The organism is Bacillus sp. SD127 (genome assembly GCF_058566445.1).
In genome coordinates this window covers 2,849,899-2,873,153 of the sequence record NZ_CP191226.1, presented here as the reverse complement: position 1 = coordinate 2,873,153, position 23,255 = coordinate 2,849,899, and the positions used below count along the sequence as shown (strand labels likewise).

The 23,255-nt window shown below is 42.7% G+C and carries 23 protein-coding genes and 2 riboswitches; of the genes, 15 read left to right on the top strand and 8 right to left on the bottom strand.

Annotation, left to right across the window (positions count from 1 at the left end; translation table 11 throughout):
- Positions 1–2 precede the first annotated feature (2 nt).
- Both ku and ACQVGS_RS14905 read right to left on the bottom strand, forming a co-directional pair.
- Positions 3–887: a non-homologous end joining protein Ku gene (ku, locus tag ACQVGS_RS14910; protein ID WP_103671596.1), complete on the bottom strand. Its 885-nt coding sequence runs from the start codon at positions 885–887 to the stop codon at positions 3–5.
- Positions 888–975: 88 nt separating this feature from the next.
- Complete coding sequence (locus ACQVGS_RS14905; protein WP_188323700.1) at positions 976–3,378, bottom strand: bifunctional diguanylate cyclase/phosphodiesterase; 2,403 nt, start codon at positions 3,376–3,378, stop codon at positions 976–978.
- Positions 3,379–3,567: 189 nt separating this feature from the next.
- Here ACQVGS_RS14905 and ACQVGS_RS14900 point away from each other — a divergent pair, with 189 nt between their 5' ends.
- From ACQVGS_RS14900 to ACQVGS_RS14885, 4 genes are all read left to right on the top strand, one after another.
- Positions 3,568–4,236 (top strand): DedA family protein, encoded by a 669-nt coding sequence (locus tag ACQVGS_RS14900; RefSeq protein WP_049809924.1) that lies wholly within the window; start codon positions 3,568–3,570, stop codon positions 4,234–4,236.
- A 256-nt stretch (positions 4,237–4,492) separates the two neighbouring features.
- Positions 4,493–5,287 (top strand): TerC family protein, encoded by a 795-nt coding sequence (locus tag ACQVGS_RS14895; protein ID WP_101860637.1) that lies wholly within the window; start codon positions 4,493–4,495, stop codon positions 5,285–5,287.
- Between the two features lie 263 nt (positions 5,288–5,550).
- A complete protein-coding gene (gene sigI / locus ACQVGS_RS14890) occupies positions 5,551–6,306 on the top strand; it encodes an RNA polymerase sigma factor SigI (RefSeq protein ID WP_044156149.1) in 756 nt (251 codons plus the stop codon).
- Positions 6,303–7,448, top strand: coding sequence for an anti-sigma-I factor RsgI family protein (locus ACQVGS_RS14885; protein ID WP_106020410.1), 1,146 nt, complete (start codon positions 6,303–6,305; stop codon positions 7,446–7,448). Before sigI ends, ACQVGS_RS14885 begins: the two co-directional genes overlap by 4 nt.
- A gap of 10 nt (positions 7,449–7,458) precedes the next feature.
- Here ACQVGS_RS14885 and sspD read toward each other — a convergent pair whose 3' ends face one another.
- Positions 7,459–7,653: an acid-soluble spore protein SspD gene (gene sspD, locus ACQVGS_RS14880; protein WP_010333988.1), complete on the bottom strand. Its 195-nt coding sequence runs from the start codon at positions 7,651–7,653 to the stop codon at positions 7,459–7,461.
- Between the two features lie 133 nt (positions 7,654–7,786).
- The gene (htpK, locus tag ACQVGS_RS14875) at positions 7,787–8,488 is read right to left on the bottom strand and encodes a transcriptional regulator HtpK (RefSeq protein ID WP_024121150.1); all 702 of its coding nucleotides are present in this window, start codon (positions 8,486–8,488) and stop codon (positions 7,787–7,789) included.
- Between the two features lie 171 nt (positions 8,489–8,659).
- Between htpK and htpX the strand changes: the two genes are divergently transcribed.
- The 4 genes from htpX (at position 8,660) to ACQVGS_RS14855 (ending at position 11,563) form a co-directional block, all read left to right on the top strand.
- Entirely contained in the window at positions 8,660–9,556 is an 897-nt protein-coding gene (gene htpX / locus ACQVGS_RS14870; protein WP_095713445.1) for a protease HtpX, read from the top strand.
- 173 nt (positions 9,557–9,729) lie between these two features.
- Positions 9,730–11,079: a Ktr system potassium transporter KtrD gene (gene ktrD, locus ACQVGS_RS14865; RefSeq protein ID WP_106020407.1), complete on the top strand. Its 1,350-nt coding sequence runs from the start codon at positions 9,730–9,732 to the stop codon at positions 11,077–11,079.
- 155 nt (positions 11,080–11,234) lie between these two features.
- Positions 11,235–11,390, top strand: a complete 156-nt coding sequence (gene ykzP, locus ACQVGS_RS14860) for a protein YkzP (RefSeq protein ID WP_024121153.1) — start codon at positions 11,235–11,237, stop codon at positions 11,388–11,390.
- Between the two features lie 2 nt (positions 11,391–11,392).
- Positions 11,393–11,563: a protein YkzE gene (locus ACQVGS_RS14855; protein WP_024121154.1), complete on the top strand. Its 171-nt coding sequence runs from the start codon at positions 11,393–11,395 to the stop codon at positions 11,561–11,563.
- 41 nt (positions 11,564–11,604) lie between these two features.
- On the opposite strand, the gene ACQVGS_RS14850 is transcribed toward ACQVGS_RS14855, so the two are convergent.
- The gene (locus ACQVGS_RS14850; protein ID WP_059292898.1) at positions 11,605–12,627 is read right to left on the bottom strand and encodes an acyltransferase family protein; all 1,023 of its coding nucleotides are present in this window, start codon (positions 12,625–12,627) and stop codon (positions 11,605–11,607) included.
- A gap of 253 nt (positions 12,628–12,880) precedes the next feature.
- Here ACQVGS_RS14850 and ACQVGS_RS14845 point away from each other — a divergent pair, with 253 nt between their 5' ends.
- The 3 genes from ACQVGS_RS14845 (at position 12,881) to ACQVGS_RS14835 (ending at position 15,806) form a co-directional block, all read left to right on the top strand.
- Positions 12,881–15,097 (top strand): PAS domain-containing sensor histidine kinase, encoded by a 2,217-nt coding sequence (locus ACQVGS_RS14845; protein ID WP_024121156.1) that lies wholly within the window; start codon positions 12,881–12,883, stop codon positions 15,095–15,097.
- The gene (locus ACQVGS_RS14840; protein ID WP_024121157.1) at positions 15,094–15,591 is read left to right on the top strand and encodes a methylated-DNA--[protein]-cysteine S-methyltransferase; all 498 of its coding nucleotides are present in this window, start codon (positions 15,094–15,096) and stop codon (positions 15,589–15,591) included. Before ACQVGS_RS14845 ends, ACQVGS_RS14840 begins: the two co-directional genes overlap by 4 nt.
- A gap of 89 nt (positions 15,592–15,680) precedes the next feature.
- Positions 15,681–15,806, top strand: a complete 126-nt coding sequence (locus ACQVGS_RS14835; protein WP_024121158.1) for a hypothetical protein — start codon at positions 15,681–15,683, stop codon at positions 15,804–15,806.
- A 35-nt stretch (positions 15,807–15,841) separates the two neighbouring features.
- Here the strand turns inward: ACQVGS_RS14835 and mtnA are convergent, their stop codons facing one another.
- From mtnA to ACQVGS_RS14820, 3 genes are all read right to left on the bottom strand, one after another.
- Positions 15,842–16,903 (bottom strand): S-methyl-5-thioribose-1-phosphate isomerase, encoded by a 1,062-nt coding sequence (gene mtnA, locus ACQVGS_RS14830; protein ID WP_103671600.1) that lies wholly within the window; start codon positions 16,901–16,903, stop codon positions 15,842–15,844.
- Positions 16,904–16,910: 7 nt separating this feature from the next.
- Positions 16,911–18,104 (bottom strand): S-methyl-5-thioribose kinase, encoded by a 1,194-nt coding sequence (gene mtnK, locus ACQVGS_RS14825; RefSeq protein ID WP_142396193.1) that lies wholly within the window; start codon positions 18,102–18,104, stop codon positions 16,911–16,913.
- Between the two features lie 104 nt (positions 18,105–18,208).
- Positions 18,209–18,363: riboswitch (SAM riboswitch) on the bottom strand.
- An 83-nt stretch (positions 18,364–18,446) separates the two neighbouring features.
- On the bottom strand, positions 18,447–19,226 hold the full coding sequence (locus tag ACQVGS_RS14820; protein WP_095713439.1) for a carbon-nitrogen family hydrolase: 780 nt from the start codon (positions 19,224–19,226) through the stop codon (positions 18,447–18,449).
- A 93-nt stretch (positions 19,227–19,319) separates the two neighbouring features.
- Between ACQVGS_RS14820 and ACQVGS_RS14815 the strand changes: the two genes are divergently transcribed.
- The 4 genes from ACQVGS_RS14815 (at position 19,320) to ACQVGS_RS14800 (ending at position 23,248) form a co-directional block, all read left to right on the top strand.
- Positions 19,320–20,516, top strand: a complete 1,197-nt coding sequence (locus ACQVGS_RS14815) for a pyridoxal phosphate-dependent aminotransferase (protein WP_106020404.1) — start codon at positions 19,320–19,322, stop codon at positions 20,514–20,516.
- Positions 20,517–20,554: 38 nt separating this feature from the next.
- A riboswitch (SAM riboswitch) is annotated at positions 20,555–20,655 on the top strand.
- Between the two features lie 84 nt (positions 20,656–20,739).
- The gene (mtnW, locus tag ACQVGS_RS14810) at positions 20,740–21,957 is read left to right on the top strand and encodes a 2,3-diketo-5-methylthiopentyl-1-phosphate enolase (RefSeq protein ID WP_400152356.1); all 1,218 of its coding nucleotides are present in this window, start codon (positions 20,740–20,742) and stop codon (positions 21,955–21,957) included.
- Complete coding sequence (gene mtnX / locus ACQVGS_RS14805) at positions 21,954–22,661, top strand: 2-hydroxy-3-keto-5-methylthiopentenyl-1-phosphate phosphatase (RefSeq protein ID WP_400152354.1); 708 nt, start codon at positions 21,954–21,956, stop codon at positions 22,659–22,661. Before mtnW ends, mtnX begins: the two co-directional genes overlap by 4 nt.
- The gene (locus ACQVGS_RS14800) at positions 22,619–23,248 is read left to right on the top strand and encodes a methylthioribulose 1-phosphate dehydratase (RefSeq protein WP_024121166.1); all 630 of its coding nucleotides are present in this window, start codon (positions 22,619–22,621) and stop codon (positions 23,246–23,248) included. Before mtnX ends, ACQVGS_RS14800 begins: the two co-directional genes overlap by 43 nt.
- The last annotated feature ends 7 nt before the right edge of the window (positions 23,249–23,255 follow it).

Below are 23,255 nucleotides of genomic sequence, written 5' to 3'. Positions count from 1 at the left end.
GGTTATGATGTGCCGGAGACTTTTTTTCTAGTGGTTTTCTGCTTTTTTTCTCCGGCTCCTTTCGGTTCTCCGCCTTCGGCTGGTGCTGCCGCTGGTTTTTCCCGGTTCGGCCTTTTGGTTCGATCGATGCTGGCTTGAAGTGCGCTGACCAGGTCGATCACATCCTCACGAGGAGGCGCTTTGTCAGGAGTGACGGCTGTTTCTTTATTTTCCAGCTTATCATTGACTCTTTGCAGCAAGGCTTTTCGATACGTATCCTCATATTGTTCCGGCTGAAAATCAGTTGTCAGCTCATCTATCAGTGTAATGGCGGTTTGCAATTCTTTATCATTTACACTTGATTGATCAGGCACTCCGGGTACGTGGGCAGCACTACGGACCTCATCGGGATAATGAATGGATTCCATTACGATGCAATTTTCATATACGCGGAGAATGGCAAGCTGCTGTTTCGACCTGATCGTCATATTGGCGATCCCGATCTTTCCGGTGGATCGAAGCGCCTCGCGAAGAAGAGTATAGGCTTTCGTGCCGTTATCTCCGGGTCCGACAAAGTAGGAGCGGTTAAAATATATCGGGTCAATTTCCTGCAGTTGAACAAAATCGACAATTTCAACCGCTTTCTCTTCATGCTCCTGCTTTAAGCTTTTTAAATCTTCATCAGTCAGCACGACATATTTTCCTTTTACGTATTCATATCCCTTCACAATTTCGTCAGGGCTGAGCGTTTTTTCGCAGTTGGTGCACATTTTTTCATATTTAATTGGCGCATGATCTTCTTTATGAAGGCTTCGCAGTTTGATGTCTTTGTCTTCTGTGGCGGCATAAAGCTTGATGGGGATATTCACCAAACCGAAGCTGATGGATCCCTTCCACATTGTATGCATATCGATGAACCCCTTTTTTCATTATTGTGGAGATGAGAGGGGTGATTCATGTGTAGTAACTTATGGGTATAAAAAAAAGCCGGCGCTGTTAACGCGGCGGCTGGTTCAATATCAAGTGTTCAAGCTGTTCGGGCGGTATCGGCCTGCTGAAAAAGAAGCCCTGTAAATGGTCACAGCCTTTTTCGTCAAGCAGCTGTTTTTGACCGGAGTTTTCCACGCCTTCGGCAATGACTTGTAAAGACAGCTGATGGCCCATGGCAATAATGGCACCTGTAATTTGTTCTGATTTTGGGTGTGTCTGAATATCATCGATGAATGATTTATCGATTTTCAGCCTGTGGATCGGAAAGTCCTTTAAATAGCTTAGAGAACTATGCCCCGTGCCAAAATCGTCAATGCTGATCCTGATGCCTAATTTGGTTAAAGAAGATAGAACCTTTTTGGAGTGGTCAAGATTATCCATAGTCATGCTTTCTGTTACTTCAACTTCAAGAAGGCGAGGGGGAAGCATGTATTTAGAAAGTGTATTCTTGATGAGCGGAATCAGTTCCTCCGATTGAAACTGTCTGGCGGAAATATTAATGGCGACAGAAAGATCAAATCCTTTGTCGTGCCATACTTTTGCCTGCCTGCACGCCTCATCAATAATCCACTTTCCAATATCAATAATAAGGCCGGTTTCTTCGGCAACACCGATGAATTCTCCAGGCGGACGCAGATTGCCGTCGGAAGTGACAAGGCGTATGAGCGCTTCAGCACCTGTCATTTTTTGATCTCTTGTACTGAATTGCGGCTGATAATGCAAGACAAATCTTTTGTTATCAATCGCTTCCCTCAGCTCCATTTCTTGATTAAGCTTGACGGTTTCTTTATTGCCGATTGAGAAAGAGTAGTATCTGTATTTGCTTTTGTTTCGCTCTTTGGCCGCATACATTGCCATATCTGCTTTTTTCATCAATTCAGGGCCGTCTGTTCCGTCTTTAGGAGAAATCGCAATTCCGATGCTGACGGATGTAATAAGGGTGTGTTCCTGAATTTTAAATGGCTTTTTGAATTGCTGAATGATTTTTTTAGCCAAAACATCGGCTTCTCCCGTTCCGGTATTGGCGTCAGTCATAATAATAATGAATTCGTCACCCCCAAGCCGTGCGATAAATCCATTATCCGGTATAACGGATGAAAGCCGTTTAGCCGCGAGCTGGAGCAGCTGATCGCCCACATTATGGCCTAATGCGTCATTTATCACCTTAAACCGGTTCAAATCTAAGAAAAATACCACGGTGTTATAATCCAAGGCATGCTCGCGATTCAAGACCTTTGTTAAATGGGAGATCGCATGTCTTCTGTTGGGTAAATCTGTAAGTGAGTCGTAATGAGCCATTCTATGGATTTTTTTTTCGGCCCTGTACTGTTTTGTCACATCTTTACAGATGACATATATGCTGTCCAGTTCTTGGTTCACCTCAACAGGAATAAACGTAATATTCAAATGAAACTGGCCTTTGTCCGTCATAAGATTGGTATCGCTGTTAATGGCTTGTTTTTCGCTTTTGACCTGCTTAAAAAGCGCATTGATTTTTGGCGACATATAATGATTCCAATTTTGATGGTTTAGGCCGAAATTATTCATCATATCCTCACCAGCATGATTAGAAGAAATAATATCTCCTTTTAATGACAGGATAAAGATCGCATCAATATTATGAATGATTAAAGATTGAAACCGCTGTTCGTTATCCTTCATGCGTTCATTTTGTTTCATGAATTTTCGATCAGCATGAGAACTGAATAATAATAACGTTTGAATACAGAAGACGATTAAGGCAATCAGAATAGACCAATCGAATGTATGGACTTCCATATGATGGTCGGGAGGTGCAACATCCTCATAAAATGTAGCGGCCATCATTCCTGTATAATGCATTCCCGATATGCCAATTCCCATTATTAAGGCACTGATTATTTTATAAATCAGCAAATGGTCTGCAGGTTTTTTTATGGACAAGTCAAAGAAAATCTTTAGTGAGACGAAAGAAGCTCCAATGGCAATGACAATGGATAATGTAAAAAGCAGCGGTTCATACATCATCATTACCCGGGAAATGGAAGACATTCCGATATAATGCATAGACGAAATCGATGCACCCAGCACCACCGATCCTGTAAGCAGCCTGTAAAAGGTTAGGATATAACGGCTGACGATATATAAAGAAACAAATGATCCAGAAACAGCAGCTGCAATCGAGGCAACTAAAGGCGCCAGTTCATAATGCATCGGCATCTCCGTATGAACAGCCATCATGCCGATAAAATGCATGGACCAAATCCCAAAGCCCATAATGATAGAGCCTGCAATCAGCCATACCTTGCTTTTTAATCCTGTATGAATGGTGACTTTTCTTGAAAGTTCAAGGGAGGTGAACGATGCTGCACAAGCAATAAGAATAGATAAACATATGAGTGTTGTATTATACGTTGCGTGTAATTCCATATGGAGATTCCCCCGTGTGTTCCAGTCTTGTTGACTCTCCTTAATATCGGCTGTCAGCTAAAGAATTTCAGTCTATATGCCTGGAGAAATTGTCAGAAAAACGCTTGAAATGAAGATTCTCTGTTTTTAGTTCTGCTGACCGTCAAAAATATGTTAAAATCATTTTGATGTTTTGAGTGAAAAACAAAAATGTGTATACATAGATCAGGGAAAAGGGAAGTGAAGATGATCGAAGAATTGGTTATGTCCTGGATAGAAGCATTTAAAAGCTTATCTTATTTCGGAATTTTTCTGGCGCTCTGTATTGAATTTATTCCGGCCGAAATTGTCCTTCCGCTTGCAGGTTATTGGGTATCGAAAGGTGACATGACGCTTGCCGGCGCTGTTCTGGCAGGATCATTAGGAGGAGTCGCCGGTCCGCTCACCCTGTATTGGATCGGGCGTTATGGAGGCAGGCCGTTCCTTGAACGTTTCGGAAAGTACCTCTTTATAAAGCCTGAGGCTCTTGACAAATCGGATGAATTTTTTAAAAAGCATGGCGGTTTTGTCGCTTTCAGCGGCCGCTTCCTGCCAGGGATCCGCACACTGATTTCCATACCATGCGGCATCGCAAAAATGAATGTCTGGGTGTTTTCTCTTTACACGTTTATCGCCATGCTTCCGATCACATTTGTTTATGTATATCTCGGTGTGAAGCTCGGAGAAAATTGGAAAGACGTTGGCTCTATTCTAGACCAATATATGCTTCCGATCGGGATCGCCATTTTGATCTTGTTTGTTCTCTATTTAGTGATAAAAAAGAGGAAAAAACGAATGCAGTCTGAACATTTTTCAGTTTTTTTAAAAAATAAGCGTTGACAAATAAACTCGCTCCGCATATCATTGACATATAATATGATATTTCTTGAAATCCCAAAGGGGAGTAGCGTCCGGAATGTTCCGGAAACAAAGTCGTCATTTCATGGATAGTGATATCCATCGGCTTTGTTGGCATGCCTGAATTCATGTCTAGCAAGACCTTTGCCTTATGTCGGCAAAGGTCTTTTTTGCATGTCCGGCCGGCATAAGATCGGATGAAGAGAAAGAAAACAACTTTTTTGGGAGGGTATCATTTATGGATGCAGCATTATTATTGGAGTATGGTTGGGTTCTTCTCGTCTTGATCGGGCTGGAAGGTATTTTAGCCGCCGATAACGCTTTAGTGATGGCGGTTATGGTAAAACATTTGCCGGAGGAGCAAAGAAAGAAGGCATTGTTTTATGGGCTGGCAGGCGCCTTTGTTCTGCGATTTGGCTCTTTATTCGCTATTTCTTTTTTGGTGAACGTATGGCAGGTTCAAGCCATTGGCGCGATCTACTTGCTGTATATTGCAGCAAGCCACTTGCTCAAAAGATATGTATTTAAGAAAGAAGACAATCATAAGGTGACGAAGCAAAGCGGATTTTGGCCGACTGTATTAAAGGTTGAACTGGCAGATATCGCTTTTGCTGTTGACTCCATCTTAGCGGCCGTCGCTCTGGCCGTTACGCTGCCGGGAACTTCACTTCCAAAGATCGGCGGACTTGATGGAGGACAATTCTTCGTTATTTTGGCCGGAGGCATTATCGGACTGGTGATTATGCGGTTTGCGGCATCGATGTTTGTTAAGCTTTTAAAGGAACGTCCAAGCCTAGAAACAGCAGCATTTGTTATTGTCGGATGGGTCGGGGTAAAGCTTGCTTTATATACACTCGCACATGATGACATCGCCATAGTGTCCTCGCACTTTATCCACTCAGGGACATGGAAGGTGATTTTCTGGGGTGTCTTAGCGGCGATCGCAGTTTGCGGCTGGTTTATGTCAGGCTCAAAAAAACAGGCGGAAGACGCACAAAACGAACAAAATAACAGAAGCCAAGAAAGGGCTTAATCATAAAGACTCTGCTGAAAAGCAGAGTCTTTTCATGTTTGAAGCGTTTTCAAAGACGAAATAAAATAACATTTTTATAACAGCTTTGTTACAAAAACCTCTTTTAAAACCCCCAAAATTCTCTTTAAAGGCACGAAATCCTGTATAGTACGTGAGAATGGATTGTCATAATTGAGACATTGGAAATCAATATTTCTTTTTCTCCTTTGCGATTCCCTATCAAATTAGCTATCATTAATGAATAGTTATAGGGAGGAACTGAGGTGAAACCAGTGCTTAGCCTTTTGTTTAAATTGGGAAAAAAGAAGCAAACGCTTGAAAAATCTGTTGAAAGCATACAAAAAGGCAATAAAGATCTGCAAAACGAGTTGATACAGCAATATAAGCCATTTATCGCAAAGACGGTTTCATCCGTTTGTAAACGATATATAGATGAAAAAGACGATGAGTTCAGCATCGGACTGATTGCATTTAACGAAGCTATTGAAAAGTACTCACCTGAAAAAGGAAATTCGCTGCTCGCATTCGCAGAGCTTATTATAAAAAGAAAAGTCATTGATTACATTAGAAAAGAAGCAAGAACCGCACAAAATATTAATATGGATTTACAGGAGGGTGACGATCAGGAATCCTCACAAAGCCTGATTGAAGCCGAGCTTTCTATTGATGAATACCGCCGCCAGATAGAACAGGAACAGAGGCGGGAGGAAATTCTGTATTTTCAAAAGCAGCTCAAAGACTACGGACTTTCATTTCAAGAGCTGCTTGAACATTCTCCAAAGCATGCGGACGCAAGGCAAAACGCCATAAAGGTGGCGCTCACTCTTGTCGAGCATGAAGAATTAGCTGCGATTCTTTATACGAAGAAACAGCTTCCTGTTAAACAGCTCGAACAGCTCGTTTCAGTAAGCAGAAAAACGATTGAGCGAAACAGAAAATATATCATTGCAATGTGCATTATCATTACCGGTGATTATATTTATTTAAAAGATTATCTTAAAGGGGTGCTGCACTCATGAGAAGAGGGATCATAGTAGAGAAAAATAAAAAATTCGTCACGTTGCTGACCCCTGACGGACAATTTTTAAAAGCAAAAAATGATCGCCAAACATATGAAATCGGAGAAGAAATCATGCTTCCGAGTGAGACACGCATGGGCAGAAGGGCCAGCTTTTTTGATGTTTTAAGACTGCGCCCTTTCAAAATGGGGATTTTTTCGATGACTGCTATTATGCTTTTTATTTTTATTATCCTCCCCGTTTTCTCTAATGACAAGGCCTATGCGTATATGACAATAGATATCAATCCAAGCTTCGAAATGGCGTTAAACAGCGATTACGAAGTGATCGAACTGACGCCCTTAAATGATGACGGCAAGAAGGTTATCAGTGACATCGATGATTGGGAGGAGACTGATTTTAAAAAGGTGATAGACGATATTATTACGGATTGCAGCGAGCATGGATATGTAAAGGAATCGAAAGAAATATTGATTTCCACTGTTTATGAAAATACGGATGACGATACATATAAATCAGGAGTAAAAAAACAGCTGAATGATGTAACGGAAAAATATAAAACGACATACCGCATGGAATCTCTCGAAACAGATATGAAAACGAGAGAAAAAGCAAAAAAGGAAGGCGTATCAACAGGCAGCTACATAAAATCGAATGAAAAGAATAACATGAAAGATCCAAATGAAGATTCTCAAAAATCCGGGGAAGAGGATCAAAAAAATACCGGCAACGAGGAAGAAAACACGAATCAGACAGACGATCAGGACAGCAAACAAGGAGAAAATGAACAGCTGGATGATACGGATTCACAGAAAGAAGATACAACTGACACGCAGAATGATGATAGTGAACAGAATAAAGATGTAAAGGAATCAGATGAAAACAAGAAAGTTGAAAAAGATGGGGATACTGAGCAAACCCCTACACAAGTTCCTCAAGATAACGGAAATGAAGAAGAAGACAATGGTGAACAGAATAGCAAGAATAGCAAAAATCGCAAAAATTGGAATAACGGTGAAAAAGGAAAGGATCATTCCTCATCTAATCGGGATAATGCTTCTTACCACCGTAACCCAAATGGCTACAGCAGCAATAATGAATCAGCTCAAACAGAAGATTCGCCGAGTGCCCCCGGCGAATAGAGTCCTGAGTTTATTTATTTGTGCCATTTAGCTGTGATTGTGCCTGCTGAACCAGACGCTTTGTCATTTCCCCGCCTACAGAGCCGTTAGCGCGTGAAACTGTATCAGAACCAAGGTTCACACCGAATTCTTGAGCCACTTCAAGTTTAAATTGGTCTAGTGCCTGCTCCACCCCTGGAACAACGAGTTTATTTCTGCTCGCCATCTTTTTTCATCTCCTTTTTCTATTAAGAAATTCTTAACGCGTATTTAGTTTGAAATGTACGGGGTTTATTTATGCTGGCAATTGTTGTGGGGGAATAAGAAACCCCCGGCAATTTGCCGGGGGTACCTCCTGATTACAGTATGTCAGCGGTCATTTTGTTCGCGGTCGCCTGAATATGGAACGTCAAAATGGAGAGAACTGTAATGGCAATAATCTGCCTGATTTTGACCCATTGGGCGTCACTCAGCTCTTCAAAATGGTGACGAAGAAGGTCTGTTTCCTGTTCGACAATCTGCTGGAGGTTTGATTCCTTCATGGAAGGAGTATCTTGGTGATAAATGGCATGCAACACATGCGCGCAGCTTTCATAGTACGCTAACGGGCTGATGACATCATCAGATCTGTCTGAGATGGTGTTAAAAGCAACTTTTAAGATAGCTCGTATGTGTTCAAAGTCATAAATGGATTTTAGGTCACGTACAATTAAAAGAATCACTGCCTGTTCAACTGAATACTTTTTACCCAGCTCAGGATGGCCAATGAGGTCTTTGATATCGCGTTTCACCCAATTTTGAATCGCGGTTGACTTTAACGAAGTCAGCTCGCATAAATTGCCAAGCTCAACGATTTCGTTGGTTGACAGGCCGTATTCTTTTTTCTGTTTTTTTCGTTCATATCTTGTAAGAAATTCTGGAATTTGAAGATGGCTTGCCGCTTCTTCCGCTGACATATTCGCCGATTTAACGAGGATGTCGAGCGGGCTAATGTCTCCCAGGCCTTTAAGGGAATAGAGTAGCCGTACCATCTCAATTCGAGTGAGTTTAAAAATATTCATTGTTCACCTCTTCAAGACAATTTGACGCGGATATAATCTCTATGTATAAATGCACTATTAAAGCGTCAGTAATACATTAACATCATACGTCTAAATCCTTGCATTTTCAAACAGATGTTTTATAATTTAAATATACAGGTTCATTTGATCTTAAAAATAACGGAGGTTATTATGGCGAAAAGAATTTTTCTGTTTATTTTAACGAATATTTTGGTGCTTACAACGATCGGAATTGTTTTATCTGTCATAAGCTCTGTCACTGGAGTTGGGACGTACTTTACAGCTGATGGCGGTATAGATCCTATTGCGCTTCTTGTATTCAGTTTAGTCGTCGGTTTTGTCGGTTCCTTTACGTCTCTTGCGATGTCCAGATGGATGGCAAAGACAATGATGGGCGTCAGAGTGCTGAATCCGGAGAAACATACACTTAGCCATGAAGAGCAGCAATTGGTTGACCGTGTTTATAGATTAAGCCGCTCTGCCGGCTTAACGAAGATGCCGGAGGTCGGAATTTACCGCTCATCCGAAGTGAATGCGTTTGCGACTGGCCCTTCAAAACGCCGCTCTCTTGTCGCTGTGTCGTCAGGCCTGCTTGATCAAATGGATGATGCTGCGGTTGAAGGCGTGCTTGCCCATGAGGTCGCTCATATTGCAAATGGTGATATGGTGACAATGACGCTTTTACAAGGTATTGTGAATACCTTTGTCGTCTTTTTATCACGTATTGCTGCATGGATCGCGAGCCGCTTTGTTAAGGAAGATCTTGCTCCGATTGTTCATTTTATCGCAATGATTGTGTTTCAGATTGTCTTTTCAATTCTCGGAAGCCTCGTTGTTTTTGCGTATTCACGCCACCGTGAATTCCATGCTGACCGGGGAGGAGCGGATCTTGCCGGCAAGGATAAGATGATTCATGCTCTTCGAACGCTTAAGAGCTATTCTTCCCGCATCATGGAAGAAGATCAGACAGCTGTCCAAACACTAAAGATTAATGGCAAGAAGCGGTCATCGCTTTTCTCTACTCATCCTGATTTAGATGAAAGAATCAGACGATTAGAAGCAAAATAAAATAAAAACATCCTTCCTCTGAGAACCCTCAGAGGTTTTTTTTCTGTTTCACTTTGACTAAAATAATAAAAAAATATGCAAGTTAAGAAAATGTTTCGCAAAAGCCTTTAAAAATGGATCTAATATCTTTAGAATAATTACCGTACTTTAAAAGAGAGGCAGAAGGATTTCACATGAGATTAAAGCTTGGAAAATTGATACAGGCATTATCTCCGGCCCAGCTGATTGCATTATATTACTTTCTCGCAGTAACTGTGGCCCTGATATTGCTGAGCCTGCCGTCTGCCCATAAGCAGGGAGCGGATTGGACTTTTATTGACGCGCTTTTTACGGCTGTCAGTTCAGTCAGCGTCACGGGGCTGACGGTTGTGGATACAGCTGATACATTCAGCACTACAGGCATTTTTATTTTGGCATTTGTTCTGCAATTTGGCGGAATCGGGATTATGACGCTCGGAACGTTTATTTGGCTGATCATGGGAAAAAGAATCGGCCTTAAAGAACGGAAATTGATTATGGTAGACCAAAACCAATCCCAGTTTTCAGGAATTGTCAATTTAATGAAGCAGGTTCTTTTTCTTATATTGTGGATTGAATTTTTTGGAGGAGTAATACTTGGCACTTATTTTTTAACCTACTATGATTCCTTTCAGGAAGCTTATTTACACGGGTTTTTTGCAAGTGTCAGCGCAACCACAAATGGCGGGTTTGATATAACAGGAAATTCCATGGTTCCATTCCGCCATGATTATTTTGTGCAGTTTATTACGATGCTTTTGATCATATTCGGAGCGATCGGCTTTCCGGTGCTTGTCGAAGTAAAGGACTTCTTGTTTTCAAAGCATCGGCGATATCCGTTTACGCTTTTTACAAAAATCACGACCATTATGTTTGGCTCACTCGTAGTGTTTGGCGCCATCGGCATCTATGCGCTGGAAGCAAGCCACTCGTTTGCAGGAAAGGCATGGCATGATATTTTGTTTCTATCCTTGTTTCAATCAACAGCTACCCGAAGCGGCGGGCTTGCAACAATTGATATCAGTCAGCTGTCGGATCCCACGTTGTTTTTTATGTGCGCGCTGATGTTTATCGGTGCGTCACCAAGCTCAGTCGGAGGAGGCATAAGGACAACAACTTTTGCCTTGAATCTGCTTGCGCTGTTTCATTTTGCCCGCGGCAATAAAGCAGTAAAAGTATTCAAACGGGAGCTGCACCCAGCAGATCTGATGAAGTCTCTTGTGGTCACAATGATGGCGATTTTGCTCGTTTTTGGAGCGACACTGATCCTTACAGTGACAGAAAAGCATTCTCTACTGGAGCTTTTGTTTGAGGTATGTTCGGCCTTTGGAACGACTGGTCTGTCCCTTGGCATTACCGCTGATTTGAGCAACGTAGGAAAATGTGTCATTATGATCGTAATGTTTATCGGGCGGATCGGAATATTGACTTTCCTTTATCTGATCGGAAGAAAAGAAATTGAAGCAAATTACCATTATCCGAAGGAAAGAGTGATTATCGGATAATTAAACACCGCATCTGCGGTGTTTTTTTATTGCCAAAAAAAAGATGTGTGACCTGGCACCAGTTGGAGAACCTAACATAAACAGCTGCAGTTAATCAGCTGGCCTGCATTTTCAAGCGAAATAAAAATTAGAAAATACTGGCGAGGAGGATTTCTATGAAACGTAAGGCTGAGGTCGATGAAGCCATAAAAAATAACAATACACCGACTGAGAGTATGGACAGAAATGCATATAAGACTCAATATCACGACGACCCGAATTTCCGAGGGGCCAATCGCAATTCCAAACAAGGTCAGCAAGGAGGCGCGTGATCATGAAAAAGAACCAGCACAGCAAAGACATGCAGAATCATAAAAAGCCGATGAATAAGAAGGTGCTTGAGGAAGAATTCTCAAGTGAGCTTGGGGATTACAACGCCGGGAAAATCATTGAAACCCTTGAAGTAACAAAGCCGAAAAAGAAAAAAGAGAAAAAACAAAAATAAAAAACACCTCTTAGGCGGCATGCCGCTTAAGAGGTGTTATGCTATTTTAAATAGGCATTTTTGCTGCTTCCTCTGACTAGCTGCAGCAAGCCTGTCATTCTCAGTTCAATGAACGGCTGAGCAACCGTTTTGACGAAATTGCTTGAGAGAATGGAGGTAAGAGCTGCAGTTAAGAGCAGCAGGATGACTAAGTTTTGATAGTCAGTGAGTCCATCCTCAAGCCCGACCTGCCTGAGTGTTTTAATGATAAATCCGTGGAGCAGGTATACGTAAAATGTCCTTGTTCCCCACTTAGTAAAGAAATAGCGTTTTTGCGGAACAAGCGCTAAAAAGCTAAAGGTTGCCGCAAAGGCAAGTACATACCAGCCGATTCGGGAGAGGCCGCTTGCCAAGGTGACATCGCCAAATGATGAGTACGGCTTAGAGCCGAACAGCCATGAATAGTCAAAATCGATGCCCCAGCAGATGACAAATACGGCGGCGAGCACACCGAGCGCAATCTGTTTGCCTCGTTTTGATCTCAGTAAATCAAAGTGATGTTTATTCGAGTAAAATCCGACAAGGAACATCGGCAAGAATACAAATGTCCGGGACAGGCTCAGTGTGCTGCTGACAAAGTCGAGATAGCCGATCAGCACGGCGATGCCGCAGCTGACAAACAGCGCCCAATGCTTAGAAAGCTTTGAAAAAGGATAGAGCAGGATATTCCAGAAAAATAAGCTTACCAGAAACCATAACGACCATTGCGGATCAATCGGATTCACATTTGTCATGCTTTCGTCTTGAATGATGTAATAAAAGACGGAATAGATGCTTTGGAAAATCAAATATGGAATAATCAGCTTGACCGCCAGCTTTTTCACATATCCGGCGCGTTTAAAACCTTTGGCGAAATAACCGGATACAAGAATAAAGGCAGGCATGTGGAACGTGTAAATGAACTTGTAGAGGTAGAGCATAAAATTGTTATCATGAATAAAAGATCGAAGAATATGACCGAATACAACAAGGAATATCAATAAGAATTTTGCATTGTCAAAATAACTGTCTCGCGATTTACTCATAGCATCACCTTCTCTTTAAATCAGTCACTAAAAGATTATTCCCTGTTGGTATTTATTTTAAAATAAAAGATCAAAAAGGATTTGAAAAAACGTCTGATTGTTAGGACGATGTAAAGTGACGGTAAGGATCGTTGAAAATGTCTTCTTTATGTAATCACGCTGAAATTTTCTGAAATGTATAGGGCGAATGAAGGAAGTTCATGCAATATGTAGAAATATTGAGGGATAGGTTTTGAAGAAGGAGTGTTTACGCATGGAAACTCTCGATGTCGAGACAAATTCAGATCTGAAAGAGGAACTGAAGCGCCTCAAACAAGAAAATGATCGGCTGAAAAAGGAATTACATCAGCATCAAGTGATTGTGAACAATACGCTCGATGCTATTTTTATATGTGATAATGAAATGAAAATCGTGCAGGCAAATGAAGCAACAGCGAGGATGCTTCAAGTAGATGCGGAAGGTTTGAAAAAGCGTTCCGTTTTTGATTTTTTGTTTTCTATTCCAAAGGATGAGCTGGACCTTTCCGTGAAGAAGTTTTTTAAGAAAGGTTTTCTGTGGAAGGAGGTTCCGATCAGGCTGGACAGCGGAGCGACAAAATATATTGAGTTTCTTGCCAAAAGAGGGATTGGCGAGGATTTCTTTTTTGTCGTTATGAGAGACATTTCTTCAAAGAAAATTTTGGAGCGGGAGTTTTCCATGAATGAACAGCTTTTTAAGGACTTGTTTGACAGAGCTGTCGACGGAATCGTTTTATTTGATAAAGACGGCGGTTTTATTGATGCCAATCTGTCCTTTTGCAAAAGCTTTGAAATCGACCAGAATGAGCTGTCACATTTGTCGCTGTATCAATTCATAGACAGCGGATCGCGAAAAGATTTCGATAATATTTGGCACACGCTTTATCGAAAGGGAAAAGCAAAAGGCGAGCTGCCTGTCAGGCTTCGTTCAGGAGATCAGAAGCTGTTTGAATTTACTATTACGTCTAATATCATCAGCGGTTTTTATATGTCGATTATGCGGGATATCACAGAGAAGAGGTCCATGGAGCTCCAGCTATTTAAAAGTGAGGAGCGCTTCAGAGAAATTTTTGAAAACGCCATGGATGCCATTATCATCTGGTCGAATGACGGAAGAATCGTTAAGGCCAATCAGTCAGCCTGTAAAATTTTTGAGCTGCCGATGAATTTGCTGTTAAAAAGAAAGCTGTGTGATTTTCTCGTAGACTCTCAGCAGAAATACAGCTTGACGAAGAGAAAATATGCAAAATACGGTGAGATCAGAGAAGAGATGCTGTTTCAAATGGGCAACGGGCAGTTCAAAGAGCTTGAATTCACTTCAAAGCGGACAATACTTGAAAACCAGCACTTAACAATTTTAAGAAATGTCAGTGACCGAAAGCGGATGGAAAAGGAGCTTCGGGAAAGCGAGCTCAAATTCAGAAAAGTGTTCAACGGCTCAATGGACGGCAACGTATTATTCGACAATCAGTACCGAATCATCGACGCCAACCCGTTAGCGAGCAATATTTTGGGCCTGCCGCATGAAGAACTGAAAAAACACAGCCTGCTTGATATTATTTCTTCTTATGAAATAGAAAATCTGGCATCGCCCGCAAGGCAGATTAATTTCGATGAAATGGACAATGAGATTCCATTTTTGCTGAGCAGCAATGATAATCGAAAACTAGAATTTTCGTTTAAACGAAATATTATTCAAAATATGAACCTGGCTATCTTTAAAGATGTCACAGAGCGAAAAGAACTGGAAGAGCGTCTTCGCAAATCTGATACTCTCCATGTCGTTGGAGAACTCGCCGCCGGCATCGCTCACGAAATCAGAAATCCAATGACAGCTCTTAAAGGCTTCATTCAGCTCCTGAAAGGGAGTGTGGAGGGAGACTATTCTCTTTACTTCAACGTCATCACCTCAGAATTAAAGCGCATCGAATCCATCATCACAGAGTTTTTAATTTTAGCCAAGCCCCAGGCTATCATGTATGAGGAAAAACATGTGACACAAATTATGAAAGACACATTAGACCTTCTTAACGCGCAAGCCAATCTCAGCAACGTACAAATGCATCTGGATTTAGTCGGCGACATTCCGCCGATATACTGTGAACCGAATCAGCTGAAACAGGTTTTTATCAATATATTAAAGAACGCCATCGAAGTCATGCCTGATGGCGGCAATATTTATGTGACGATCAAAAAAGCTGATCAAGATCATATTCTTATATCTTTGAAAGACGAAGGAGTCGGAATCACAGAGGATAAATTAAAGCGTCTCGGAGAACCATTTTATACAACAAAGGAACGGGGAACTGGACTCGGGCTTATGGTAAGCTATAAAATTATTGAAGAACATCAAGGCAAAATAATGGTGGAAAGTGAAGAAGGAAAGGGGACTGTTTTTCATCTTACACTTCCCGTCAGGCAGAATTTTGAAGAAAGAAGGTTAGACGAATGAATTACTATACGACAGCGGAAACGCCGCTCGGGGAGCTCGCAATTGTCGAGGAAGAAGGCAGCATCACCCGTCTCTTCCTCAGTAAGGAAGATTTGATGCAGTGGAAAGAATCTGTTGAGAATACGGAGCAGTTGGAGACGGCTTTTTTGGCAGAAGCGAAAAAGCAGCTTCACGAATATTTTGCGGGAGAAAGAAAGATATTCTCACTGCCATTGAGCCAAAAGGGCACGCCTTTTCAGCAAAAAGTATGGGAGGCGCTTGCCATGATTCCGTATGGCGAATCACGAAGCTATGCTGACATTGCCGTAGCGGTCGGAAGTCCGAAAGCAGTGCGCGCTGTCGGACAGGCAAATAAACGAAATGACCTGCCGATATTTGTTCCGTGCCACAGAGTGATCGGCAAAAACAGCACGTTAACAGGGTATGCCGGAAGCAAAACTGACATCAAAGCTTATTTGCTTAGCATCGAGCAAATCTCCTATAAAGAAAAATAAAACATATGGCACGTTCCCTTTTTTCGCCGCCGACATATGATTTTACTAAGTTAAAAAAGTTGGTCTGATGAAAGAGGAGGACAAAGCAATTGAAGCCGAGCCGCTCTGAGAAAATTGCCGTTTTTGCCGAGCTGCTTGTAAAACTGCATATCTTATCCAGCGCTCAAAAAGATGAAATAATCGATATGAATATGAGCAAACAAAAAAACCGCTGACTCGGCCCAATATGAGCAAAGTCTTCAGCGGTTTTTTAATGAACCTTTTCGCCTGTAAACAGCTGTTCAATTTCTTCTTCATAGGAACCGGTCATAATCCCTTTTTCAGTGATGATCCCAGAAATAAGATGGTGTGGTGTAATATCAAAAGCAGGATTAAAGACAGGCACTTCAGCCGGAGCGGTTCGGACGCCGGAAATGTTCCTGACTTCTTCGGGGTCCCGTTCCTCTATCGGGATATCAGCCCCGCTTTTTACTTTTGTGTCAAAAGTAGATAAAGGTGCTGCTACAAAAAACGGAATATCGAAGGCGTTTGCTAAAATAGCAAGTCCGTAAGTGCCAATTTTATTCGCGGTATCTCCGTTCTTTGCAATTCGGTCCGCGCCAACGATGACGGCAGAAATTTGTTTTTCTTTCATCGTATGGGCTGCCATGCTGTCCGTAATCAGAGTGACGTCAATACCGCCTTGCATCAGTTCCCAAGCAGTAAGCCGTGACCCTTGAAGAACCGGTCTGGTTTCACAAGCATAAATATGAAGCCCCAAATCCTTTTGTTTCGCCAAATAAAACGGGGCAAGCGCGGTTCCATAGCGGCTTGTCGCGATAGAACCGGCATTGCAGATTGTCATAATCTTGTCGCCTTTTTTGAAAAGCTGAAGCGCGTTTTGGCCGATCATACGGCACGTTTCTTCATCCTCGACTTGAATCTGAATCGCTTCATGGACAAGATTGGTTTTTGCTTCATTTACAGAAATGGCGTTTTGAATTGAATGGCTTAGTCTCTCGAGCGCCCATGATAAATTGATTGCTGTCGGCCTTGAACTGTTCAAATAATTTTTGATGTTATCCAATTCGCAGCGGAATTCCGCCACATTATCAGTTTCGATGTTTTTTGCCGCCAGCGCGAGCCCAAATGCTGCCGTAATGCCGATCGCCGGGGCTCCTCTAACTTTAAGTGAGACAATCGCGTCAAATACTTCTTCTTTCGTTGTCAGCTCCAAATATTCCGTAACATCAGGAAGCTTTTGCTGATTTAAAATCTTAATGGCTGTTTCTTTCCATTCAACAGAACGCGGAACAGCAAATGAATTGGTCATGGGTGAATCATTCCTTTACAAGTAACTTAAAACATTCAATAACATCCGTTATGGTTTTTAATTGTGAACGTTTTTCGATGAAGGCAGTACCGGTTTCCAGCGCCAGCCGTTTTCTTTCGATTCGCTTATCAAACGGTACGATTGTATCCAGATCTGCCACATGGGCAAGACCAACGGTGCGGCGTATCAGTTCGCAGCCGGCAAACCCAATTGTCTCTTCAAAAATATGGCTGAGTGTATCAGCGAGATAACCGTCGATTTTGGCATACACATCGAGACTGTTTTTCTCCCAGGCTTCACTGAATGTTGTTTGAAACGTGTCCCACACTTGTTTTACATGTTCATATAATGGCTCTCGATCAGCACCGTCACGGCTGAGTGCATTTAACAATAAGTTGGCGATAAATTGACCAACATCAAAACCGATTGGTCCGTAAAAAGCGAATTCAGGATCAATCACCTTTGTCTCAAGCTCGCTGGCAAAAATGCTTCCTGTATGCAGATCGCCATGAATCAGCGTTTCGGCAGATGTTAAAAATGACTTTTTCAGCTTAGCCGCTTCAACTTTGACCTTGTCATTTTTCCAAAGCTTTTCAACATATGGACGAAGCTCTTCCTCAAATTCATTTGTATCATGATCAAAGAAAGGATCTGTAAATACGAGTCTTTCGGTAATATCGCAGAGCTCAGGATTTGTAAATTGTTTAACAAGCTGTTTTTTTACCTTAGGCTCAAGTGCGTAATCAGAAGAGTAAAAAAGCGTTTTTCCTAAAAATTCGCCAATGTCTCGTGACAGATTTGGATAATTTTCACCTTCAAGAAGTCCTTTTCTAGCGATCTTCATATGTGAAAGATCCTCCATGACCGTAACCGCCAATTCAGTATCTGAATAGTAAACTCTCGGTACGAGGTGAGGGACGTGTTCACCATGACGGATCAGTGCGCTGCTTTCGATTCTTGCCCGATCGATTGTCAGCGGCCAGCTTTCCCCGACAACTTTTGCATAAGGAACCGCCTGTTTAATGATCAAAGCCCTGTCATTTTCTTGGTCATAAATATGAAAGACGTAGTTTAAATTTCCGTCGCCGATCTCCTGGCATGTCAGTGTGCTTTTGCTTTGAAATAAGCCGAGTTTCACTGCCAGTGCGACAGCGGAGCTTTCATTTAACGTTTCGTATAAAGGTGTTTTTGTGACTGCCATCGTCATTACCTCCAGTTATGTAATATCTTGTTATGTGTGCCGCGAATGGCCGTAAAAAAGCCTCCTTCTCAGAGAGAAGGAGGCTTAACAATCATGTCCCGCCTCTCTTATCTCTCAGATCAAATCTGATGGAATTAGCACCGTGCCTTACGAGACCTCAGTCTCGGCGCCAAGAAGATGCGCCCCATTTCACAATGGAATTACGGTCGGTTGCTGTTGGGGTCAAAAGGCCAATCCCTCGCCCAACTCTCGATAAGAGAATATATTCACTTGTTAAACAATTCTAATTTATCAGTTGATGAACATAGTAACAGGTGTGTGATTGAATTGTCAATATATTTTTTAATATAAATCTTTTCTGATATCATCGAAAACAGGAATTTTTCCCCGCACCTCAACGCTTTCTTGAAGGTCAATTTCCGCTCTGACAATGCCTTCTTCACGGCCGCCCTCGGCCAATATGCGTCCCCAAGGGTCAATAATCATGCTGTGCCCGGCGAATTCATTATCGGGATTAGATCCTGTGCAATTGCAGGCAGCGACAAAGCATTGATTCTCAATAGCCCTCGCAATAAGCAGGCTTTTCCAATGATCAAGACGGGGCAGAGGCCATTCCGCAGAAATGAACAGCACGTTAGCGCCTTTAGTCGTATGTTTTCTGATCCATTCCGGAAAACGGATATCATAACAGATCAGTCCTGAGCTTTTGACGCCTTCAAGCTCGAAGTATCCGTCCTCGGAACCGGCTGATAAATACTCATGCTCATCCATCAGCTGAAAAAGATGGGCTTTGCTGTACTCTTTAATGATTCGTCCTTCCTTATCTGCGATGAACATTGTATTATAAACATCAGAACCCTTTCTGACAGCAACAGATCCTGCGACAATATGAACCCCGTGTTTTTTTGCGGTTTTTTGCAGCCAGCTTTGAGCAGTGAGCCCGTCTTCATCAGCAAGCTGATCAAGTTTGGCAAGGTCGTAACCAGTCGTCCATAATTCAGGGAGAACAAGAACGTCAGCATTTTTACTCTCTTTTTCAATTAAAGATTCAGCCTTTTTTATATTTTCTGAAGGTTTTCCGTATGAAATATCAAATTGAAGACAAGATATGGTCCATTTCATTTTTTAACACCCCATATTTTTCTTTACTTTTTTCATTTAACCATATATGATACTGGACTATCATTTCAAGATTTTTTTAGAAGGTGAAAACAGATGAAATTTGAACATTCTCAAGTGCTGCAGGAACTGCCTAAACAATTCTTTGCTTCTCTTGTGCAGAAAGTGAACCTAAAGCTGAAGGAAGGACATGATGTCATCAATTTGGGGCAGGGGAATCCGGATCAGCCGACGCCCGAGCATATTGTTGAGGAAATGAAGCGAGCCGTTGCTCAGCCTGAAAATCATAAATACTCCTCATTTCGAGGTTCGCACAGTCTTAAATCAGCAGCGGCTGCATTTTATAAAAGAGAATACGGCGTTCAGCTTGATCCGGAAACTGAAGTAGCCGTATTATTCGGCGGGAAAGCCGGTCTTGTCGAGCTGCCGCAATGCCTGCTAAATCCGGGGGATACGATTTTGGTTCCTGACCCTGGCTATCCAGATTATTGGTCCGGTGTCACGCTTGCGAAAGCGAATATGGAAATGATGCCGCTCACTAAGGAAAATGCGTTTCTTCCTGAATACGCAAGCATTTCCCCTGACGTAAGAGAACAAGCGAAACTGATGTACTTGAATTATCCGAATAATCCGACTGGAGCCGTCGCTACCGCAGAATTTTTTAGAGAAACGGTGAGTTTTGCGATAGAAAACGAAATCTGTGTGGTCCATGATTTTGCTTACGGTGCAGTGGGCTTTGACGGACACAAGTCTTTAAGCTTTTTGCAGACTGAAGGCGCTAAGGATATCGGAATAGAAATTTACACGCTGTCCAAAACATATAATATGGCGGGCTGGCGGGTCGGTTTTGCAGTTGGTAACGCCTCGGTCATAGAAGCGATCAATCTTTATCAAGACCATATGTTTGTCAGTCTTTTCAAAGCAACCCAGCAGGCTGCCGAGGCGGCACTTTTATCTGAGCAGACATGCGTAGCGGAGCAAAATGCCCGGTATGAAAGCAGGCGCAACGCTTGGATAGCGGCATGCAGGGAAATTGGCTGGGATGTAACAGCGCCTGCGGGTTCATTTTTTGCGTGGCTGCCGGTGCCTGAAGGCTATAGCTCTGAGCAATTCTCAGATCTCTTGCTTGAAAAAGCGAATGTGGCGGTTGCAGCAGGAAACGGCTTTGGTAAATATGGCGAGGGGTATGTCAGAGTGGGGCTCTTAACGAGTGAAGCTAGGCTTAAAGAAGCAGCTCATCGAATTGGCAAACTAAACCTGTTTACCCAAAAAAGCATTGACAAGATTCTTTAACGGTGGGATAATTCAAAATAATTTATAAAATCTATATTTTCTTATCAAGAGCAGGCAGAGGGACGAGCCCGATGAAGCCCGGCAACCGACTTGTAAAGCACGGTGCTAATTCTTGCAGCTGGCGGCTGAGAGATAAGATTCGGACGAGAAACGAAACCTCTTTAGACGCATTGCTGTTTGAAGAGGTTTTTTATATGGGTTAAAAAATGAAAGGAGCTCTGGCATGAGTGAATTATTAGCAACATATCTCCTGACCGAGCCGGGAGCCGACACGGAGAAAAAAGCAGAACAAATCGCAACAGGATTGACGGTGGGCTCTTGGACTGATCTGCCTCTGGTGAAGCAGGAGCAGATGCAAAAGCATAAGGGACGGGTTGTAAAGGTCGAGGAGAGAGAGGGACATCTTGCATCAGGAAAACAAGCGGTTATCACAATTGCCTATCCCGAGGTAAATTTCTCACAGGATATTCCGGCATTGCTGACAACTGTGTTTGGCAAGCTGTCGCTGGACGGAAAAATCAAGTTAATAGATCTCGAATTTTCTGTAGCGTTTAAGCGAACACTTCCGGGCCCGAAGTTTGGCGTATACGGCATCCGGAAGATGCTTGGAGAGTTTGAAAGACCGCTGTTAATGAGCATTTTTAAAGGGGTCATCGGAAGGGACCTGAGTGATATTAAAGAACAGCTCAGGCAGCAGGCGCTAGGCGGGGTTGACTTAATCAAAGACGATGAAATTTTCTTTGAGACGGGTTTAGCACCTTTTGAAACAAGAATTACAGAGGGAAAACAAATTTTGAAAGAAACATACGAGCAGACCGGCCATAAAACGCTGTATGCAGTGAATTTGACTGGAAGAACGGCTGAGCTTAAAGATAAAGCAAGACGCGCCGCTGAATTGGGAGCGGATGCGCTTTTATTGAATGTCTTCGCTTACGGTTTGGACGTCATGCAAAGCCTTGCGGAAGATCCGGACGTATCAATCCCCATTATGGCGCACCCAGCAGTCAGCGGGGCATTTACATCCTCACCGTTGTACGGGTTTTCCCATGCCCTTTTGCTCGGAAAATTAAACCGATATTGCGGCGCTGACTTCAGTCTGTTTCCTTCTCCATATGGCTCAGTTGCGCTTCCGAAAGAAGACGCGCTGGCGATTCATGAAGAATGCGTAAGAGAAGATGCCTTTAACCAGACATTTGCCGTTCCGTCCGCCGGTATTCACCCTGGTATGGTTCCGCTTCTCATGCGTGATTTTGGCATTGATCATATTATTAACGCCGGCGGAGGCATACACGGACATCCAAACGGCGCCCAAGGCGGGGGCAAAGCGTTCAGAGCTATTATTGATGCGGTTTTGGAGGCGCAGCCGATTGAAGAAAAAGCCGGTCAATGCGAAGATTTGAAGCTTGCGCTTGATAAATGGGGAAAGGCTGAAGCCGTATGACGACTCAAAAACCGTTAATGATATGTGATTTTGATGGAACCATCACGATGAACGACAACATTATAAACATTATGAAAACATTCGCTCCGCCGGAGTGGACGGCGTTAAAAGACGGCGTGCTCTCCAAAACGATGTCGATCCAAGAAGGCGTCGGACGAATGTTCGGCCTTCTGCCGAGCAGCTTAAAAGAGGAGATTACGAGATTCGTATTAGAAGACGCAAAAATCCGGGACGGCTTTCGGGAATTTGTCGCATTTGTTAACAAGCATGAACTCCCGTTTTATGTCGTAAGCGGGGGGATGGACTTTTTTGTCTATCCGCTGCTTGAAGGAATTGTTGAGAAAGATCATATTTATTGCAACCGTGCGTTATTTGAGAACGAATTCATTCATATTGATTGGCCTCATTCTTGCAAAGGCACATGCACAAATCAATGCGGGTGCTGCAAGCCGACTGTTATGAACGAGCTTTCTGAGCCTGATCAATATATCATCATGATCGGTGACTCCGTTACCGATGTAGAGGCGGCAAAGCTGTCTGATCTTTGCTTTGCAAGGGATTATTTATTAAATGAATGCAAGGAGCATCATCTGAATCATATCCCATACCATGATTTTCACGAAATAAAGAAAGCGATTGAAGACGTAACGGAGGTAAAGAAATGGCTGCAAAACAAGAGCGCTGGCGCGAGCTTGCCGAAGTGAAACGGGAATTGGCAGAAAGAGATTGGTTTCCGGCGACCAGCGGCAACCTGTCCATCAAGGTTTCTGATGAGCCATTGCAATTTCTCGTAACGGCGAGCGGAAAAGATAAACGAAAAGAAACGGATGAAGACTTCCTGTTGGTGGATCAGAACGGAGAGCCTGCCGAAAGCGGACATCATCTGAAACCGTCAGCAGAAACGCTTTTGCATACGCATCTGTACAATAAAACAAATGCCGGATGCTGTCTTCATGTTCATACGGTCAACAATAACGTCATCTCAGAGCTGTATGGAGATCAAAATCAAATCACTTTTAAAGGTCAAGAAATTATAAAAGCGCTTGGCCTGTGGGAAGAGAATGCAGAAGTGTCCATTCCAATTATAGAAAATCCGGCTCATATTCCGACTCTCGCAGCGCTTTTCGCGGATCAGGTTACTGGAGATTCAGGAGCTGTCCTGATCCGGAACCATGGCATTACTGCTTGGGGAAGAACAGCATTTGAAGCGAAAAGAGTGCTTGAAGCATATGAATTTTTATTCAGCTATCATTTGAAGCTGAAAACACTCCAGCATCAGCTGGTTAAATAAAAGGGGG

Excerpts from the sequence above, each read along its gene's own strand:
- htpK (WP_024121150.1), bottom strand. The coding sequence starts at position 8,488 with ATGAATATTTTTAAACTCACTCGAATTGAGATGGTACGGCTACTCTAT.
- ACQVGS_RS14845 (WP_024121156.1), top strand. The coding sequence starts at position 12,881 with ATGGAAACTCTCGATGTCGAGACAAATTCAGATCTGAAAGAGGAACTG.
- ku (WP_103671596.1), bottom strand. The coding sequence starts at position 887 with ATGCATACAATGTGGAAGGGATCCATCAGCTTCGGTTTGGTGAATATC.
- ACQVGS_RS14895 (WP_101860637.1), top strand. The coding sequence starts at position 4,493 with ATGGATGCAGCATTATTATTGGAGTATGGTTGGGTTCTTCTCGTCTTG.
- mtnW (WP_400152356.1), top strand. The coding sequence starts at position 20,740 with ATGAGTGAATTATTAGCAACATATCTCCTGACCGAGCCGGGAGCCGAC.
- ACQVGS_RS14900 (WP_049809924.1), top strand. The coding sequence starts at position 3,568 with ATGTGTATACATAGATCAGGGAAAAGGGAAGTGAAGATGATCGAAGAA.
- mtnK (WP_142396193.1), bottom strand. The coding sequence starts at position 18,104 with ATGGCAGTCACAAAAACACCTTTATACGAAACGTTAAATGAAAGCTCC.
- mtnA (WP_103671600.1), bottom strand. The coding sequence starts at position 16,903 with ATGACCAATTCATTTGCTGTTCCGCGTTCTGTTGAATGGAAAGAAACA.
- ACQVGS_RS14840 (WP_024121157.1), top strand. The coding sequence starts at position 15,094 with ATGAATTACTATACGACAGCGGAAACGCCGCTCGGGGAGCTCGCAATT.
- ACQVGS_RS14815 (WP_106020404.1), top strand. The coding sequence starts at position 19,320 with ATGAAATTTGAACATTCTCAAGTGCTGCAGGAACTGCCTAAACAATTC.
- ACQVGS_RS14800 (WP_024121166.1), top strand. The coding sequence starts at position 22,619 with ATGGCTGCAAAACAAGAGCGCTGGCGCGAGCTTGCCGAAGTGAAACGG.
- ACQVGS_RS14905 (WP_188323700.1), bottom strand. The coding sequence starts at position 3,378 with ATGGAATTACACGCAACGTATAATACAACACTCATATGTTTATCTATT.
- ktrD (WP_106020407.1), top strand. The coding sequence starts at position 9,730 with ATGAGATTAAAGCTTGGAAAATTGATACAGGCATTATCTCCGGCCCAG.
- htpX (WP_095713445.1), top strand. The coding sequence starts at position 8,660 with ATGGCGAAAAGAATTTTTCTGTTTATTTTAACGAATATTTTGGTGCTT.
- ACQVGS_RS14850 (WP_059292898.1), bottom strand. The coding sequence starts at position 12,627 with ATGAGTAAATCGCGAGACAGTTATTTTGACAATGCAAAATTCTTATTG.
- ACQVGS_RS14885 (WP_106020410.1), top strand. The coding sequence starts at position 6,303 with ATGAGAAGAGGGATCATAGTAGAGAAAAATAAAAAATTCGTCACGTTG.
- ykzP (WP_024121153.1), top strand. The coding sequence starts at position 11,235 with ATGAAACGTAAGGCTGAGGTCGATGAAGCCATAAAAAATAACAATACA.
- sspD (WP_010333988.1), bottom strand. The coding sequence starts at position 7,653 with ATGGCGAGCAGAAATAAACTCGTTGTTCCAGGGGTGGAGCAGGCACTA.
- mtnX (WP_400152354.1), top strand. The coding sequence starts at position 21,954 with ATGACGACTCAAAAACCGTTAATGATATGTGATTTTGATGGAACCATC.
- ACQVGS_RS14820 (WP_095713439.1), bottom strand. The coding sequence starts at position 19,226 with ATGAAATGGACCATATCTTGTCTTCAATTTGATATTTCATACGGAAAA.
- ACQVGS_RS14855 (WP_024121154.1), top strand. The coding sequence starts at position 11,393 with ATGAAAAAGAACCAGCACAGCAAAGACATGCAGAATCATAAAAAGCCG.